The following is a 16,622-nucleotide window of genomic DNA, read 5'->3' as shown; positions in this document are numbered from 1 at the left end:
TCTCCTTATTTATTTTTCGTTAGTTTGAGATAAATTTCGTAAACCTCCGGAGGTAAAAGCTCCGGATGCATCACTTGCAGTTCAGTCTGCGTTAAAATCTGCGCATCAGCCTGATACTGACTGTGCGGCAGTGGATTCATACGACGATACAAACGATAGGCAGGCTGATAAAGGCCCAGCTTATGTAAACAATTTACCGCGGTATGTTTTACCTGCGGATGTTTTCTCATAAACGAGAAAACAAACCGCAAGACGCGCTTAATAAAATGTTTACACCGCTGCACGAAACCATACTGCCTCAGCAAATGGATCTGCAGGCCCAGATAACGATAACCTTTGGTCATTCTCCAGGAACGGCTGCGATGGATTTTTTCGATTTCCTGGCGAAGCTGCTGGTTTTCGTTGCTTAAATGGTGGATCTCCCGGTTAGCGGCTTCCAGTCGCTGCAGTAGCTCAGCGGTTTCAGGGGGCAACTCGGGCTGAACGTCAGCCTGGGCGTGCGCTTGTGCCGACTGCAACAGCGCCGCCAGCTGCTCCATATTCTCACCAAGCCAGGCGAGTTCATGGCTGACTTCCACAGGTTGTTGAGCTTTCTCGACTAACGCATCCTGAGCGGCCTGCAGCTGAGCCATCTGCTCTTCCAGGGTATGGATTTGGCCGCGCAACGCCTCCGAGCCGGCGCTTTCATGACGCACCCGGGACTGGAGCTCCAGCAGCACCGTCTCCTGAGCGATGATCCACTGTTCCGTCGCCCCGCGCTGCTGTTCAGCTGAAGGCAGCTTCGCTTTCTTCTCGAACAGCGCCAACAGCAGGGCAAAGTTCCAGCGTTCAACCGGCTCCTGCCAGACCGCATACAGCCAGTTAGACCACGGCTGGGGCAGATTAAACGGATGAACAGGCGCCGAGCGCCAGAAACCAGTCCAGCTTTTGTTTTCGGCAAACAGCTCATTCACAAACACGAAGAACGACTGGACAAGGTTCGTCGGCCAGCTGCAGTCCTGCGGCGTGGTAACGATAGAGCCAAAGTCGATTAAGCGGGCATGCTGTCGGGCATCGACCATCACGTTCCACGGGCGTACATCGTCATGCCAGAACCCTTGTTTCTCCAGCGCCGCTAAGGAACGAAGCAAGCTACCGAGGATTTTTTCACGATCGATCTCCTCCCCGGCTGCCAGCATATCGCTCAGCAAACGACCCGGGAGTTTTTCCATCACCAGCCAGCCAGACTGAGCATTTTCGCCGTGGGCCAGTAATGCGGGCGCGTCAAAGCCCGCTGGCGGTTGCGCCAGGAACTTTATTTCATTATGCAGTTCATGTTTATTACGCTGGCTCTCTTCCGCCGTCAGGATGCCGTGGGGCATGTCGTAATAGAAAAACTTGCATACATAATCTTCGCCAAAGAAGTAGCGACGGCTGCGCTTATGCGCGAGGCCGGCCCCGGCATAGGGCTGATTCTGCCAGTGCTGGAACGGCTGATTAAAATCGTTGATCAGCACCCGGTGGTTGCTGACCAGGTACATCGGGCGCGGTACGGGGGATAAATGGGTGTCAAACTCACCGATCAGGCGATAAAACGCGCACTGCTCAATCAGTTCGCGCGGGTCGTCCGGCTGAGAAACGCCCCAGTAAAGCGGTTCTTCTTTCACCGCCAGCTCAAGGATCACCGCCTGGGTGACATCGGCCAGGCGCGAGAGCAGACGTTTAACTTCATCGATACCATGAAGGTGAACAATATGGTGAAACACGCTTAAGCCAATGGCCAGATCAAACTCGCCCTCTTCCAGCGCGGCGATCACCTCTTCAATTCTGCCTACCCGGAACTCGGCGGCAAAATCGGGGTTCTCTTCGGCCAGCGCGCGGCACACGTTAATATTTTCCTGCTGGAAATCGATACCAACGATAGTCGCGCCTTTGCTTGCCAGACTCAGGCTAAAAAAGCCCTGCGCGCAGCCCAGATCGAGAACGTTAAGCGGGCGCCCCAGCGCACGGGATAAGTTATCGTACTGTTCGGTAATCAAATCGAGGCGTTGATTACAATCACGAGCGGCGTCGCCATCCCATTCGGGATGGCCAAAAATAGTTTGATAAATCTCAGGTAATTCGCTAACCAGCGTGTTTAAGTCTTTAGTCATGGAATCGTTTTTCTCAACGTCATTGGTAGCTAGTAAAGGACGACTTAAGATCGATGACACCCCAGAAATCCATGCTCTTGGTCACATGTAAAATAATGGAGTCGTAACGTCTGTCCAGCGGCGTCATATCCGTCTGTGGGTTGCCGGCAGAGATACCAAATGACAGCAGGTAATCGCCACTGTTTAAATCAACCGGAAGGCTAAATTTAAAGACCCGAACATCGCCGCGGGAAACCGAAATATTTTCCCGCCCTTCAGAGGCGAGGAAAGAGTTGGTTCCGTAGAGGAATAAGCCATCGAGGGTCTTAATCAGGATGCCTGGCACCACGCAATCAAAATCGTATTCAAACACGACCTTCATCAGAAAATCGGTCTGCTGATTGCCCGTCAGTGAGGGAGGAAAATCAACCCCGGCGCTCTGGATATGATAATCGATGATTTTCGCGCCACCCTGCCCCCAGCGATATTCTTCCGGACGGTAGCCTGGGCGCGTGTGGTACACATCTTCAATCTCATCGAGAGACATCTGGCTTTCGCCACTGGCTGACGAGATAGCCGTTGCGCTTTTTGTCGCGCTGTCTTTATCCGGTTTGCCAAACAGCTCATCCAGGTAACGGTTGGTTACGTCGCGGGCGGTGCCGTCCATGCAGATGTCACCATTTTTGAGGAAAATGGCGCGGTCGCAGTGCTTGACGATATCCCCGGCGCTGTGGGAAACCAGCAGCAGCGTGGTCCCCTGCTTTTTGAAGTCCGCGATGCGAGCATAGCATTTCGCCTGAAAACGGGAGTCACCCACGGAGAGCGCTTCATCGACGATCAGAATATCCGGCCGGGAGGCCGTGGCGACAGCGAACGCCAGGCGCATTTGCATACCGCTGGAATAGATGCGCACGGGCTCTTCAATGTAGTCGCCGATATCGGCGAAGGCTTCGATCTCCGGCATTAAGCGCTCGATCTCTTCCCGGCCCAGGCCCATCATCAGCCCGGACATATACACGTTCTGCCGGCCGGTAAAGTCAGGATGGAAGCCCATGCCCAGCTCCAGCAGCGCGGCGACGCGCCCCTGGATTTCAATGCTGCCTTTGGTGGGCTGAGTGGTGCCAGTCAGCAGCTTCAGTAATGTACTTTTACCTGCGCCGTTCACCCCAACAATGCCGACCGCTTCACCGGGTTCAATGCTGAAATTGATATCTTTCAATACCCATTTCTTGCTGTGCCGCGGCTTATCGCCCGGCAGTAGTTTCTCAATGACCCGGTTCCATTTAGATGGATAATATTTATACGCCTTGCCGACGTGCTGAACTTTGATACTCATGATTAAATCTCGTCCACAATATCAGCGGCATGTTTTTTAAATAAACGCCAGGCAAATAAAAACAGAATGACCGACACCACTGTGACCGGAAGCAGCGCCATCCAGTTAGGGCTCTGGTGATAGAGCATCACGTTCTGGTAGGAACCGATAATGGTCGCCATCGGGTTATACGCCAGCAGACCTGATACCCATTCCGGCAGCGTTTTGGATACGTAAACAATCGGCGTAAACCAGAACCAAAACTGCAGCAGGATATTGACGAACTGCCCGACGTCGCGGACAAAAACGTTCAGCACCCCGAGGATAATCCCCAGGCCAAGAGTAAACAGCATCTGGACGATCAGCACCGGAATGATTTCAAAGAAAATCATGCCCGGGAAATTGCCCGTGACGATCAGAAACAGTACAAACAGACCAAAAATGATCAGGAAGTTAATGAACGCCGAGGCGGTGACAATGATCGGTAAACAGATCCGCGGAAAGCTCAGTTTCTTGAGGATATTGGCATTGGTCAGAAAAACGTTGACCAGATTGCCGAGCGTTTCCGTAAACAGCCCCCAGGTTAATACCCCGGAACAGAGATAGATACTGTAGGCAAAAGGACCATCCATGCCCGCCAGGCGGGCACGCATTAACTCTGAAAAAATTAATGTATAGACGGAAATCATGGCGATCGGCTGTAAGATCAACCATGCCGCGCCTAAAAAACTGGTCTGGTAACGGGACTGAAAGTCCCGTTTAACGCTGTCAATAATAAAGCCACGGTAGCGATAGATCGCTGAAAACATAGGACTCAAAGCGATTCCTCTTTTAACAGGTTGAGCAGCTCGGCGGTTTTCTCATTCATTAACGCCGTATCCGCTCTGGACTCAACGTTCAGACGCACCACCGGCTCCGTGTTGGACGTGCGCAGGTTAAAGCGCCACTCAGGGTATTCAATACTGATACCGTCCGTTGTGTCGATGTGTGCGGCCGCCGGCTCATACTGCGCCCGGATGCGCGCTATCGCCTCCGCCGCGTTCCCCAGCTTGCGGTTGATCTCCCCCGACGCCGGGAACGCCGCCTGGCGGTCCGCCACCAGCGATTTCAGCGAACTGTTCTTCAGGCACAGCAGCTCCGCCACCAGCAGCCACGGGATCATCCCGCTGTCGCAGTAGGCGAAGTCGCGGAAGTAATGGTGCGCGCTCATCTCCCCGCCGTAGATGGCGTCTTCCTGGCGCATCCGCTCCTTGATGAACGCATGCCCCGTCTTCGACATCACCGGCTGGCCGCCGCTGCGGGTCACGATGTCCACCGTGTTCCACGTCAGACGCGGGTCGTGAATGATTTTCGCCCCCGGCTGCTTCTGCAGGAACGCTTCCGCCAGCAGGCCGACAATGTAGTACCCCTCGATAAACGACGCCTCGTCATCGAACAGGAAGCAGCGGTCGAAGTCGCCGTCAAAGGCGATACCCATGTCCGCCTGATGCGCACGCACCGCATCGGCGGTGTCCTGACGGCACTCCGGCAGCAGCGGGTTCGGGATACCGTTCGGGAAATGGCCGTCCGGCTGGTGATGCACCTTGATAAAGGTCACCGGCGCCCCGGCCGCCGCGAAGCGTTTCTCCACCTCATCAATCACGTGCCCCGCCGCCCCGTTGCCGGAGTTCACCACCAGCTTCAGCGGACGGGTGAAGTTCGCCAGGTCCACGTAGCCCATCAGGTGGTCGACGTACTCCTTCAGCACCGAAATCTGACGCAGGGTTCCGCGACGCGCCGGGTCCACCGGCGGGAACTGGTTCTCCTCCGCCAGGCGCTGGATATCCCGCAGGCCGGTGTCGCCGCTGATGGGCTTCGCGTTCTCGCGCACCAGCTTCATGCCGTTGTAGTTCATCGGGTTATGGCTCGCCGTCACCTCGATGCCGCCGTCCACCCCGAGGTGGAAGGTGGCAAAGTAAATCTCTTCCGTGCCGCTCAGGCCGATATCCAGCACGTCGGTGCCGGCGTCCATCAGCCCGCGGGCCAGCGCCAGCTTCAGCGACTCGCTGGTGAGGCGCACATCGCCCCCCACCACTATCTTCCCGGGTTTCAGAAATTCGCCGTAGGCGCGGCCGATACGGTAGGCGATGTCCTCGTTCAGCTCCTCGCCCAGTTCACCCCGGATGTCATAAGCCTTAAAGCATGTTAACTGTGTCATTCTGCGTTTTGTCCCGAAAAAAATTAGCAACGACCATACTGGTCTTTAATACGAATAATGTCGTCCTCGCCGAGGTACGACCCCGACTGGATCTCCAGCACTTCCAGCGGAATACGGCCCGGGTTTTCCAGGCTGTGCTCGGCGCCAATCGGAATAAAGGTGGACTGGTTCTCGGTCAGCAGGAACTGCTTGCCGTTGACCGTCACCTGACCGGTGCCGGCGAGAATGACCCAGTGCTCGGCGCGGTGGTGGTGCATCTGCATCGAGAAGGCGCCGCCCGGTTTCACGGTGATACGGTTGACGTTGAAGCGCGGGGTCTGGACCACCACGTCGCAGCGGCCCCAGGGACGGTAAATCTCGCGGTGGCGCTTGTACTCGCTGCGCTGGTTCTGCTTGAGGAACTCGACCGCCTTCTTCACGTCCTGGGAACGCTCGCGGTTCATCACCAGCACGGCGTCCTTGGTGCTGACAATCACCAGGTTCTCCACGCCAATGGCCGCCACCAGCTTCTCGTCGCTGTTGATGTAGCAGTTTTCGCTGTCATGCACCCACGCGTCACCGCTGAGGACGTTACCCTGCTCGTCTTTCGGGCTGACCTCCCACAGGGCGGACCAGGAGCCGACGTCGCTCCAGTCGGCATCGAGACCGACCACCACCGCGTCGGCGGTTTTCTCCATCACCGCGTAGTCCACGGACTCGTCCGGGCACTCGCAGAAAATGTCATGCGGAATGCTGATGAAGTCGCTGCCGTTGTCGGCGGCATTGACCGCGGCCTGGCAGGCTTCGAGGATATCCGGGCGGAATTTGGCCAGCTCGGAGAGGTATTTTTTGGCGCGGAACATAAACATGCCGCTGTTCCAGTAGTACTCCCCGGAGGCGAGATAGGCCTCGGCGCGCTCGCGGTCCGGCTTCTCCACGAAGCGGGCCACCTGGTACGGGGTGTGGGCGCTGTCGGTGAGGGCCACGCCGCGCTGGATGTAGCCGTAGCCGGTTTCCGGGGCGTTCGGCACGATACCGAAGGTGACCAGATGGCCTTCATCGGCATACTGCTCGGCGACGCGGATGGCGTCGTGGAAGACCGGCTGGTTATTGATGATATGGTCGGCGGCGAGGACCAGCATCAGCGGGTCGTCGCCGTGACGGGTGGCCTGAAGAGCCGCCAGGGCGATGGCCGGGGCGGTGTTGCGCCCGACCGGCTCTAGAATAATGTTGTTCGACAGCTTGTTGAGCTGACGCAGCTGTTCGGCCACCAGGAAGCGGTGCTCTTCGTTACAGATGACCATCGGTTCATGGATTTCAAGGCCCGAGAGTCGGGTGATGGTTTCCTGCAGCATGGAGTTCTGCCCGTACAGCCGGAGGAACTGTTTCGGGTAAAGCTCGCGAGACATCGGCCAGAGACGACTGCCGGTACCACCAGCCATAATTACAGGAAGTAACATAATGAAATCCTTAAATAAATAATTGCTTTATTTTACTATCAATCAATCGACCGTCAGGTGGCGTAGCCTTTTTGAGGCACGCTACCGCCATTGGCTGTCGCAACCAAAATGCGTACTGCTCCCGTGCTCCAGGCTAAGCGCCACCCTCTTTCGCTTCAGGCTGTCGGCAGATCGTTCAGTCAGCGGCTACAATGACAGCCTGGCGGAACGCGTGTCCTGAAAACCTAAAAGCAGAGATATACCTTCAGGCATATCTCTGCTTTTAACATGCATCTTCCCTCACCTGGCCGCCAAACGCACCACACTTTCCGCATTTGCCGCCGGGTTAACCATCAGGACTTTCTCATTTACGCAGGGCAAAACACATGCCCTTACCGCCACCGAAAAAAGCGCAACGGGCGCCCAGCCGATGCTGGCAACCGTCAGAAAGGAGCGTTTACGACGTGGGGAAAGATAAGAAGAGACATCGTCTTCGCCGCCAGGGAGACCACGCGCATTCAGGCTTGATGGCCCTGTGCACACAACAACGGCGCTATGTTCCGATAGGTGGGATAAACGACTCATGCCTCTACACTGCACATTCCACAAAGAAAATCGTGCGCAGATTATAGCGCTGGTCGGCGGGAATAAAAATAAAAAAGCCTACTGATTAATGGATTACTCAAATGACACACATCATAAACATTCATTAAACAAGCAAAAAAAGAGCAATTTGTTGATATCCATGAAGAAAAGAAAGCCATCATTGCGCACTTTTAGCCCGTTTGATAAATAAACCGGGCACAAAAAATATAACTTTAAACAAACTTATGCCGGGCTCAATGGGTATTTGTTGCCTTTGTGTTTAGCCACAAATCGCTAAACCGCTGACAAGTCACAAGGTTATTATTCGGAGGCTAACAGTCAAATGAGAAACATTGTTATTTATCACCTTTTGCCACGGTTATTTTGCCAGAAAAAACGTCCTTCACCTCACGTCTGGCGGAGATGACGCGGCAAAGCAAGTGATCCCAACCGCAAGCCAGTGTAAAATCGGCACTTATGTAGAACGGGATATCCACACCCCGGAGGAAAAATATGAAGTTTTTGGTCACTGGTGCCGCAGGTTTTATCGGCTTTCATATCGCGCAGCGCCTGCTGAATGAAGGGCATGATGTTGTCGGGATCGACAACATGAACGACTATTATGACGTCAGCCTGAAGCAGGCCCGTCTGGATCGCCTGGCATCTCCGGCATTCCATTTCCAGCAGCTGGATCTGGCCGACCGGGAAGGTATGGCAAAGCTGTTCGCCGCAGAGCAATTTGATCGCGTGATCCACCTGGCGGCCCAGGCCGGTGTGCGCTACTCTCTGGAAAATCCGTATGCCTATGCGGACGCTAACCTGATGGGTTATCTGAATATTCTGGAAGGCTGCCGTCATACCAAAGTGAAACACCTGGTATACGCCTCCTCCAGCTCGGTTTACGGCCTCAACCGTAAAATGCCGTTCTCCACCGAAGATTCCGTCGATCATCCGGTCTCCCTGTATGCCGCCACCAAGAAAGCTAATGAGCTGATGGCGCATACCTATTCCCATCTGTACAGCATCCCGACCACCGGGCTGCGCTTCTTTACGGTCTATGGCCCCTGGGGCCGCCCGGATATGGCGCTGTTCAAGTTCACGAAAGCGATGCTGGAAGGGAAAAGTATTGACGTCTACAACTACGGCAAAATGAAGCGCGACTTTACCTATATCGACGACATCGTCGAGGCGGTGGTGCGCGTCCAGGATGTGATCCCGCAGGCCAATGCCGACTGGACCGTTGAGAGCGGTTCACCGGCCACCAGTTCCGCGCCGTATCGGGTCTATAACATTGGCAACAGCTCGCCAGTGGAACTGATGGACTACATTACCGCCCTGGAAGAGGCGCTGGGGATGGAAGCGAAGAAGAATATGATGCCGATCCAGCCGGGCGATGTGCTGGACACCAGCGCAGACACCCAACCGCTATATGACCTGGTGGGTTTCAAGCCGCAGACGTCAGTGAAGGAAGGCGTGAAGAACTTCGTCGAGTGGTATAAGGATTACTATCAGATCTAATCCCCTGCCCTGCCGCAATCGTCAGGTTGCGGCAATCTCTTCTATGGAACCTCCGTTATCCTGACTATATGTCGACTGAATGCACATTCATTGTTTTATATATAATGTTTTGTGCTATAGACGGTATTTTTGCCTTTTTTCTCGCCTGCCTGAAACCAGTTTCATCCAGCTTTTTTCAAAAAAGCAAATATCCGCGCGCCAGGCACTCAAACTTTTCTGTCATCCATCCCAATTTGGTGAGTGGAAACAGCATTATATGCTGATTGAGCAAAAACATTACTCTCTGTAGGAATTTTCCTAAATCCAGGATATGTTAGAGCAAGCCATGCAACAGAACAAAACTGGTGCATTGCTTATCAAACTAATAATTCAATCAACATACGCTCTGTGGTAGATATTATGGAAAACCTATTTTTCTTAGTGGTGGCTGCCATACTACTTGCTGTTTCCGTTTATTTCTTGATTTCTTATTTAAAAGACAGAAAGAAAACGAAACTGACGTTTAATAAACGCAAGTGGTAAGGACCGCTCTGTATTGCAATCAGATTAAGATAACATTAAGAGATAAAAAAATGATATTACAGAATGAGCGTTCATTCTGCTTTTTGGCGTGGCATTAAGGCAAGAAAAAATAGTGTTAATCGCGCCCTGTTCATCATATTTCCATAGGGCATAAATAACAAAAGCCTGCGTTGCAGGCTTTGTTTTACCTCCCGGCGCTTATCTCCGGCATCTACATCACAGTGACGGTAGCTCTTCACAAGGTAAGTTTAACTTATCGGACCTGTTTTCAACCCGCAACGGCTTTTGAGCAGGATCGTAATGTCCATCACAATTTATTGAGGCTAATCTGAATGTGCGAGAAATACGCGGAGTGAGGGATATAACGGGGAGATAAAGAAGAACACTGGCGGCAGGGAACCGCCAGTCTCAGACAGGCAGAATTAATCGTTACCAAACAGATCGCGGGTGTATACCTTGTCCGCCACATCCGCCAGCTCTTCCGCCATACGGTTAGAGATGATCACATCCGCTTCTTGTTTGAAGGCATCCAGATCGCGCACGACGCGGGAGTTGAAGAACTCATCTTCCTGCATCACCGGTTCATAGATAATAACCGGAATACCTTTCGCCTTGATGCGCTTCATAATGCCCTGAATAGAAGAGGCACGGAAGTTGTCCGAACCACTCTTCATGATCAGGCGATACACACCCACCACTTTCGGCTTACGGGCGAGAATAGAATCCGCGATAAAGTCTTTACGGGTACGGTTAGCATCCACGATAGCCGCGATGATATTGTTCGGGACCGATTCGTAGTTCGCCAGCAGCTGCTTGGTATCTTTCGGCAGGCAGTAGCCGCCATAGCCAAAGGACGGGTTGTTGTAGTGGTTACCGATACGCGGATCCAGGCATACCCCTTCGATAATCTGCTTGCTGTTCAGCCCCTGGCTTTCAGCATAGCTGTCGAGCTCATTGAAATAGGCAACACGCAGCGCCAGATAGGTGTTCGCGAACAGTTTGATCGCTTCCGCTTCAGTGGAGTCGGTAAACAGGGTCGGGATATCCTGCTTAATCGCGCCTTCTTTCAGCAGGTCTGCGAAACGCTCGGCACGCGCAGAGCGCTCACCAATAACAATGCGCGATGGGTGCAGGTTGTCGTACAGCGCACGGCCTTCACGCAGGAACTCAGGAGAGAAAATAACATTATCAATCCCTAAACGTTCTTTGATGTCGCGGGTGAACCCCACCGGGATGGTCGATTTAATGATCATCACCGCGTTCGGGTTGATCTCTGTGACATCGCGAATAACCGCTTCCACTGTAGAGGTGTTGAAGTAGTTGGTTTTGGGATCGTAATCGGTCGGCGTCGCAATGATCACGTAGTCGGCATTACGATAGGCGTCGTGCTTGTCCGTGGTAGCACGGAAATTTAACGGTTTTTCTGCCAGATATTCCTGAATCTCTTTATCCACAATCGGAGAGATCTTCTGGTTAAGCATATCCACTTTGGCCTGTACGATATCCAGAGCAACCACTTCGTGGTTTTGCGCAATCAGGACACCGTTCGATAAACCAACATAACCTGTACCGGAAATAGTAATTTTCATTCGATTACACTTTAATCAGTTAACTGGGTAATGGCGGATAGCCACGAATTTAAATAATGCTGTTGGCGGTTTTACGCTGAGAAGGAAGGTAAGTCAAGTCGGTCGGTTGACCCGGTTTGTTAACGAAGAAACATGACGAGTTCCATCTGGAACCCGCCATTTTAGGAAAAAAACAACCTAATTATTTATATACTTCTGCAGTGGCAAGAGTATGTGCCTGCAGATCTTTCTCCGACAGCGAGAGCGCGCAATCGCTCAGCGCCGGCCAGTCAATCCCGATCTCCGGATCGTTCCAGATGATGCTCCGTTCTGACTGCGGCGCGTAGTAGTTCGTCGCCTTGTAGACAAACTGCACCGTGTCGCTCAGCGCCATAAACCCGTGGGCGAACCCTTCCGGGATCCACAGCTGACGTTTATTCTCTGCGCTGAGCACTGCGCCCACCCATTTGCCAAAGGTTGGCGATGAACGACGGATATCCACCGCCACGTCAAATACCTCACCTTCCACACAGCGGACCAGTTTGCCCTGGGCGTGCGGATCCAGCTGATAGTGCAACCCACGCAATACGCCTTTCTGGGACTGGGAGTGGTTGTCCTGAACAAAATCCACCTGGCGGCCCACCGCCTCATTAAACACCTTGCTGCTGAAGCTCTCAAAGAAGAAACCTCGCGCATCACCAAACACGCGCGGTTCAAAAATCAGCACGTCAGGAATATCTGTTTTAATAATGTTCATCTTTTGCTACCCGTTTATTTGCCCAGAACTTCCGTTACCACGCGAGCCACACCCTGACGCCAGTCCGGGAGAGTCACCCCAAATGCCTGCTGGAATTTTTCATTCGACAGGCGTGAGTTGAGCGGACGCTTCGCTGGCGTCGGATAGGCCGTCGTCGGAATGCCCTTCACTTCCTGGATCGCCAGCTCTGCACCGTGCGCCCTCGCCACCTCAAACACATAGCGGGCGTAGTCGCACCAGCTGGTCTCGCCGCTGGCCACCAGATGATAGGTGCCGGCCAGCGCCGGATTACGCAGCGTTTCACGGATTGCCGTCGCCGTGCAGTCTGCCAGCAGCTCAGCGCCGGTGGGCGCCCCGTGCTGGTCGTCAATGATGGAGAGCGTCTCTTTCTCACCCGCCAGGCGGAGCATGGTTTTGGCAAAGTTGGCGCCGCGGGTGGCATACACCCAGCTGGTACGGAAAATCAGATGACGCGGGTTGCCCTGCTCCAGCGCCAGTTCACCGGCGCGTTTGGTTTCACCGTAGACGTTCAGCGGGCCGGTTGCTTCATCTTCCCGGCGATAATGGCTGCCGGCGCCGTCGAACACATAGTCCGTGGAATAATGCACCATCAGGGCACCCAGCTTCGCCGACTCTGCCGCCAGCACCGCCACCCCTTTGTCGTTCAGCAGGTCGGAGAGCTCCCGCTCGCTTTCGGCCTTGTCCACTGCCGTGTGCGCGGCGGCATTCACCACCACGTCCGGGCGGACGGTACGCACGGTCTGCGCGATGCCTTCCAGATTCGTCAGATCGCCGCACAGCTCTTTATCAAAGTAGTCCACCGCGACCACGTCGCCGAGGGTGGACAGTGAACGCTGGAGCTCCCAGCCCACCTGGCCATTCTTGCCAATCAGTAAAATCTTCATTCTCTGTATCCTGTCGTTGACGGAGAAAGCATTAACGCTCGTTCAGCAGGCGCTTCAGATAAGCACCGTACTCGGTTTTCTTCAGGCGTTCGGCCTGAGCCGCCACCCCTTCCGCCGACAGCCACTGATTGCGGTAACCAATCTCTTCCAGGCAGGCGACCTTCATCCCCTGGCGCTTCTCAATGGTGTGAATAAACTGTGATGCGTCCATCAGGCTATCGTGGGTGCCCGTGTCCAGCCAGGCAAAACCGCGCCCCAGCAGTTCAACATGCAGGTCACCTTGCTCCAGATACATCTGGTTCAGGGTGGTGATCTCCAGCTCGCCGCGCTCAGAAGGCTTCACGTCCTTCGCCATCTCCACCACGTTATTGTCGTAGAAGTAGAGCCCGGTCACCGCCCAGTCCGATTTCGGCTTCAGCGGTTTCTCCTCGATAGACAGCGCCTTAAAGTTCTCGTCGAACTCCACCACCCCGAAGCGCTCCGGATCCAGCACCTGATAACCAAACACCGTGGCACCGGAGGTCTTCGCCGCTGCCGCCTCCAGTTTTTTACCAAAGCTCTGGCCAAAGTAGATATTATCCCCCAGCACCAGGGCGCAGGCATCGTTGCCGATAAACTTCTCGCCAATGATAAAGGCCTGCGCCAGACCATCCGGCGACGGCTGGATGGCGTAGCTGAAGTTCACCCCGAACTGTGACCCATCGCCCAGCAGGCGCTGGAAGGAGGGCATATCGTCCGGTGTAGAGATGATCAGGATGTCGCGAATCCCCGCCAGCATCAGGACGGACACCGGGTAGAAAATCATCGGCTTGTCATAGATCGGCAGCAGCTGCTTGGAGACGCCCTGGGTGATCGGATATAAACGCGTGCCGGAGCCGCCGGCCAGAACAATACCTTTCATAAATCTTTTCCTTAATTAGTCAGATATCAGTTATTGAGGCCCAGACGCTCGCCGGCATAGGAGCCGTCCAGCACGCGCTGCCACCAGGTCTGGTTGTTCAGATACCAGTGCACGGTTTTTTCAATCCCGCTCTCGAACGTCTCCTGTGGTACCCAGCCCAGATCGCGCTGAATTTTCGCGGCATCAATGGCATAACGTAGGTCATGTCCAGGACGGTCGGTGACAAAAGTGATCAGGTCTGCGAAATGAGTGATGTTACCCGGCTTCTGCGCCACCACCTTGTCGAGAATGGCGCAGATGGTGCGCACCACATCGATATTTTTACGCTCGTTATGACCGCCGATATTGTAGGTCTCGCCGCTCTTGCCTTCGGTCGCCACTTTGTACAGCGCACGGGCATGGTCCTCAACATACAGCCAGTCACGGATCTGCTCCCCGTTGCCATATACCGGCAGCGGTTTACCCGCCAGGGCATTAAGGATAGTCAGCGGGATTAGTTTCTCCGGGAAGTGATACGGACCATAGTTGTTGGAGCAGTTGGTCACCACCACCGGCAGGCCGTAGGTGCGGTTCCAGGCGCGAACCAAATGGTCGCTGCCCGCTTTGGAGGCGGAGTACGGGCTGCTCGGCGCGTACGGGGTTTCTTCGGTGAACAGATCATCGGTGCCGTGCAGGTCTCCGTACACTTCATCGGTGGAGATGTGGTGGAAGCGGAAAGCCTGCTTCTGCGCTTCCCCAAGCCCGGACCAGTAGTGACGGGCCGCCTCCAGCAGAGTGAAGGTGCCGATCACGTTGGTCTGGATAAAGGCCGCCGGGCCATCAATGGAACGGTCCACATGACTTTCTGCCGCCAGGTGCATCACGATATCCGGGCGGAATTCGCTGAACTGGACCGCCACGGCAGCGGCATCGGTGATATCAGTCTGGGAAAACGAGTAGCGTTCGCTCCCGGCCACCGGCGCCAGGGATTCGAGGTTGCCGGCGTAGGTCAGGCAGTCCACCACTCGGACTTCATCCCGGGTATTTTCAATGATATGACGAACTACAGCAGAGCCGATAAAGCCTGCGCCACCGGTGACAAGAATCTTCATATTTTATTTACCTTTGATTACTCATGCAAAAAAAAATAATTGCATACATCTCCATATTAAAATGTCTGAGATGTAATTTTATGGGGATAATATCGAAGGAACACTTTTAAAACAAATAGCGAAATTCTTAATTTCCCACTATTTATCACAATAGAACTTGATTATATATGTACTTTAACATTAGACCTCCAATAAATTTCAGGAGGTCTAATAAATTAAATATTAATCTAACCACTCAGTGTGGAAAACGCCTTCTTTATCAGTACGCTTATAGGTGTGCGCACCAAAGTAATCACGCTGAGCCTGAATCAGGTTAGCTGGCAGAACTGCGGAACGGTAGCTGTCGTAGTAGGCAATTGCGGCAGAGAACGTCGGTACCGGAATACCATTCTGCACAGCATAGGCCACGACATCACGCAGCGCCTGTTGATAGTCATCAGCGATCTGTTTGAAGTACGGCGCCAACAGGAGGTTAGCAATGCCAGCATTTTGCGCATAAGCATCGGTGATCTTCTGGAGGAACTGCGCACGAATGATGCAGCCAGCGCGGAAAATCTTAGCGATCTCGCCGTAGTTCAGATCCCAGTTGTATTCATCAGAAGCAGCGCGCAGCTGGGAGAAGCCCTGAGCATAGGAAACGATTTTACCGAGGTACAACGCGCGACGCACTTTTTCAATAAATTCAGCTTTATCACCGGCCGGCTGAGCCTGCGGGCCGCTCAGCACTTTCGAAGCGGCTACACGCTGGTCTTTAAGCGAAGAAATATAGCGAGCAAACACGGACTCGGTGATCAGAGACAGAGGTTCGCCGAGATCCAGTGAGCTCTGGCTGGTCCACTTACCGGTACCTTTGTTTGCAGCTTCATCAAGAATGACATCGACGAGGTACTTACCTTCTTCATCCTTCTTGGTGAAGATATCTTTGGTAATGTCGATCAGGTAGCTGCTCAGCTCACCTTCGTTCCATTCGGTGAAGGTTTGCGCCAGCTCTTCGTTAGAAAGTGCCAGACCGCCTTTCAACAGCGCATAAGCTTCAGCAATCAGCTGCATGTCACCATACTCGATGCCGTTATGAACCATCTTCACATAATGGCCAGCACCATCAGCACCGATATAGGTCACACATGGCTCACCGTCTTCTGCAACCGCCGCGATCTGCTTCAGAATCGGAGCAACCAACTCATAGGCTTCTTTCTGCCCACCAGGCATGATGGAAGGGCCTTTCAGAGCCCCCTCTTCACCGCCGGAGACACCGGTACCGATAAAATTGAAACCTTCAGCAGACAGTTCACGGTTACGACGAATAGTGTCCTGGAAGAAGGTGTTACCGCCATCAATGATGATGTCGCCTTTGTCGAGGTAAGGCTTCAGGGAATCGATGGCGCTGTCGGTGCCAGCCCCGGCCTTCACCATCAACAGGATACGACGTGGTGTTTCGAGGGATTCAACAAACTCTTGTACTGTGTAGTAAGGGACCAGCTTCTTGCCTGGGTTTTCGGCAATCACTTCTTCGGTCTTTTCACGGGAGCGGTTGAAAACGGAGACGGTATAACCGCGGCTTTCGATGTTCAGCGCAAGATTACGCCCCATCACTGCCATACCGACAACCCCGATCTGTTGCTTGGACATTACATACTCCTGTCAGGTTTAGTCAATGCACAAAGTAGCAAAATTAATCATGTTAGATAATTTTAACTCAAAGAGGAGATAACTGATAGAACATTTATAAAAATA

General features: G+C 53.6%; 13 protein-coding genes. 2 read left to right on the top strand and 11 right to left on the bottom strand.

Translation table 11 applies throughout. The features are described from left to right. Positions 1-5: 5 nt before the first annotated feature. From DTA24_RS09385 to DTA24_RS09365, 5 genes are read right to left on the bottom strand one after another with little or no spacing between them, the layout of a single operon-like run. Positions 6-2,132 (bottom strand): class I SAM-dependent methyltransferase, encoded by a 2,127-nt coding sequence (locus DTA24_RS09385; protein WP_039104123.1) that lies wholly within the window; start codon positions 2,130-2,132, stop codon positions 6-8. 19 nt (positions 2,133-2,151) lie between these two features. Continuing rightward, the gene (wzt, locus tag DTA24_RS09380; protein WP_012541096.1) at positions 2,152-3,447 is read right to left on the bottom strand and encodes an O9 family O-antigen export ABC transporter ATP-binding subunit; all 1,296 of its coding nucleotides are present in this window, start codon (positions 3,445-3,447) and stop codon (positions 2,152-2,154) included. A gap of 2 nt (positions 3,448-3,449) precedes the next feature. Continuing rightward, positions 3,450-4,235 (bottom strand): O9 family O-antigen export ABC transporter permease subunit, encoded by a 786-nt coding sequence (gene wzm / locus DTA24_RS09375; protein ID WP_012541095.1) that lies wholly within the window; start codon positions 4,233-4,235, stop codon positions 3,450-3,452. Positions 4,236-4,240: 5 nt separating this feature from the next. Next, the gene (gene rfbK, locus DTA24_RS09370) at positions 4,241-5,623 is read right to left on the bottom strand and encodes an O9 family phosphomannomutase RfbK (protein WP_012967600.1); all 1,383 of its coding nucleotides are present in this window, start codon (positions 5,621-5,623) and stop codon (positions 4,241-4,243) included. 23 nt (positions 5,624-5,646) lie between these two features. Then, positions 5,647-7,062: a mannose-1-phosphate guanylyltransferase/mannose-6-phosphate isomerase gene (locus tag DTA24_RS09365; RefSeq protein WP_039104127.1), complete on the bottom strand. Its 1,416-nt coding sequence runs from the start codon at positions 7,060-7,062 to the stop codon at positions 5,647-5,649. A 1,077-nt stretch (positions 7,063-8,139) separates the two neighbouring features. Between DTA24_RS09365 and DTA24_RS09355 the strand changes: the two genes are divergently transcribed. Together DTA24_RS09355 and DTA24_RS28055 are read left to right on the top strand one after the other, a co-directional pair. Continuing rightward, positions 8,140-9,144, top strand: a complete 1,005-nt coding sequence (locus DTA24_RS09355; protein WP_008804104.1) for an NAD-dependent epimerase — start codon at positions 8,140-8,142, stop codon at positions 9,142-9,144. Positions 9,145-9,543: 399 nt separating this feature from the next. Further along, positions 9,544-9,666 carry a small membrane protein gene (locus DTA24_RS28055; protein WP_004144151.1) on the top strand — a complete coding sequence of 41 codons (123 nt, stop codon included), beginning with the start codon at positions 9,544-9,546 and terminating at the stop codon, positions 9,664-9,666. A 422-nt stretch (positions 9,667-10,088) separates the two neighbouring features. Here DTA24_RS28055 and ugd read toward each other — a convergent pair whose 3' ends face one another. From ugd to gndA, 6 genes are all read right to left on the bottom strand, one after another. Further along, entirely contained in the window at positions 10,089-11,255 is a 1,167-nt protein-coding gene (gene ugd, locus DTA24_RS09345) for a UDP-glucose 6-dehydrogenase (RefSeq protein WP_000704907.1), read from the bottom strand. A 181-nt stretch (positions 11,256-11,436) separates the two neighbouring features. After that, positions 11,437-11,991: a dTDP-4-dehydrorhamnose 3,5-epimerase gene (rfbC, locus tag DTA24_RS09340; protein ID WP_023297948.1), complete on the bottom strand. Its 555-nt coding sequence runs from the start codon at positions 11,989-11,991 to the stop codon at positions 11,437-11,439. A gap of 14 nt (positions 11,992-12,005) precedes the next feature. After that, positions 12,006-12,896: a dTDP-4-dehydrorhamnose reductase gene (gene rfbD / locus DTA24_RS09335; RefSeq protein ID WP_004206787.1), complete on the bottom strand. Its 891-nt coding sequence runs from the start codon at positions 12,894-12,896 to the stop codon at positions 12,006-12,008. A gap of 31 nt (positions 12,897-12,927) precedes the next feature. After that, a complete protein-coding gene (gene rfbA, locus DTA24_RS09330) occupies positions 12,928-13,797 on the bottom strand; it encodes a glucose-1-phosphate thymidylyltransferase RfbA (RefSeq protein ID WP_032735999.1) in 870 nt (289 codons plus the stop codon). A gap of 26 nt (positions 13,798-13,823) precedes the next feature. Beyond that, positions 13,824-14,888 carry a dTDP-glucose 4,6-dehydratase gene (gene rfbB, locus DTA24_RS09325; RefSeq protein ID WP_032736000.1) on the bottom strand — a complete coding sequence of 355 codons (1,065 nt, stop codon included), beginning with the start codon at positions 14,886-14,888 and terminating at the stop codon, positions 13,824-13,826. Between the two features lie 222 nt (positions 14,889-15,110). Then, the gene (gndA, locus tag DTA24_RS09320; protein ID WP_000043542.1) at positions 15,111-16,517 is read right to left on the bottom strand and encodes an NADP-dependent phosphogluconate dehydrogenase; all 1,407 of its coding nucleotides are present in this window, start codon (positions 16,515-16,517) and stop codon (positions 15,111-15,113) included. Positions 16,518-16,622 lie beyond the last annotated feature (105 nt).

The organism is Klebsiella sp. P1CD1 (assembly GCF_003790505.1).
Classification (GTDB): Bacteria; Pseudomonadota; Gammaproteobacteria; order Enterobacterales; family Enterobacteriaceae; genus Klebsiella; species Klebsiella variicola.
Note: the sequence above shows the minus strand (reverse complement) of the source record. Positions and strands in the feature narration are given on the sequence as shown.

Excerpts from the sequence above, each read along its gene's own strand:
- DTA24_RS09385 (WP_039104123.1), bottom strand. The coding sequence starts at position 2,132 with ATGACTAAAGACTTAAACACGCTGGTTAGCGAATTACCTGAGATTTAT.
- wzt (WP_012541096.1), bottom strand. The coding sequence starts at position 3,447 with ATGAGTATCAAAGTTCAGCACGTCGGCAAGGCGTATAAATATTATCCA.
- wzm (WP_012541095.1), bottom strand. The coding sequence starts at position 4,235 with ATGTTTTCAGCGATCTATCGCTACCGTGGCTTTATTATTGACAGCGTT.
- rfbK (WP_012967600.1), bottom strand. The coding sequence starts at position 5,623 with ATGACACAGTTAACATGCTTTAAGGCTTATGACATCCGGGGTGAACTG.
- DTA24_RS09365 (WP_039104127.1), bottom strand. The coding sequence starts at position 7,062 with ATGTTACTTCCTGTAATTATGGCTGGTGGTACCGGCAGTCGTCTCTGG.
- DTA24_RS09355 (WP_008804104.1), top strand. The coding sequence starts at position 8,140 with ATGAAGTTTTTGGTCACTGGTGCCGCAGGTTTTATCGGCTTTCATATC.
- DTA24_RS28055 (WP_004144151.1), top strand. The coding sequence starts at position 9,544 with ATGGAAAACCTATTTTTCTTAGTGGTGGCTGCCATACTACTTGCTGTT.
- ugd (WP_000704907.1), bottom strand. The coding sequence starts at position 11,255 with ATGAAAATTACTATTTCCGGTACAGGTTATGTTGGTTTATCGAACGGT.
- rfbC (WP_023297948.1), bottom strand. The coding sequence starts at position 11,991 with ATGAACATTATTAAAACAGATATTCCTGACGTGCTGATTTTTGAACCG.
- rfbD (WP_004206787.1), bottom strand. The coding sequence starts at position 12,896 with ATGAAGATTTTACTGATTGGCAAGAATGGCCAGGTGGGCTGGGAGCTC.
- rfbA (WP_032735999.1), bottom strand. The coding sequence starts at position 13,797 with ATGAAAGGTATTGTTCTGGCCGGCGGCTCCGGCACGCGTTTATATCCG.
- rfbB (WP_032736000.1), bottom strand. The coding sequence starts at position 14,888 with ATGAAGATTCTTGTCACCGGTGGCGCAGGCTTTATCGGCTCTGCTGTA.
- gndA (WP_000043542.1), bottom strand. The coding sequence starts at position 16,517 with ATGTCCAAGCAACAGATCGGGGTTGTCGGTATGGCAGTGATGGGGCGT.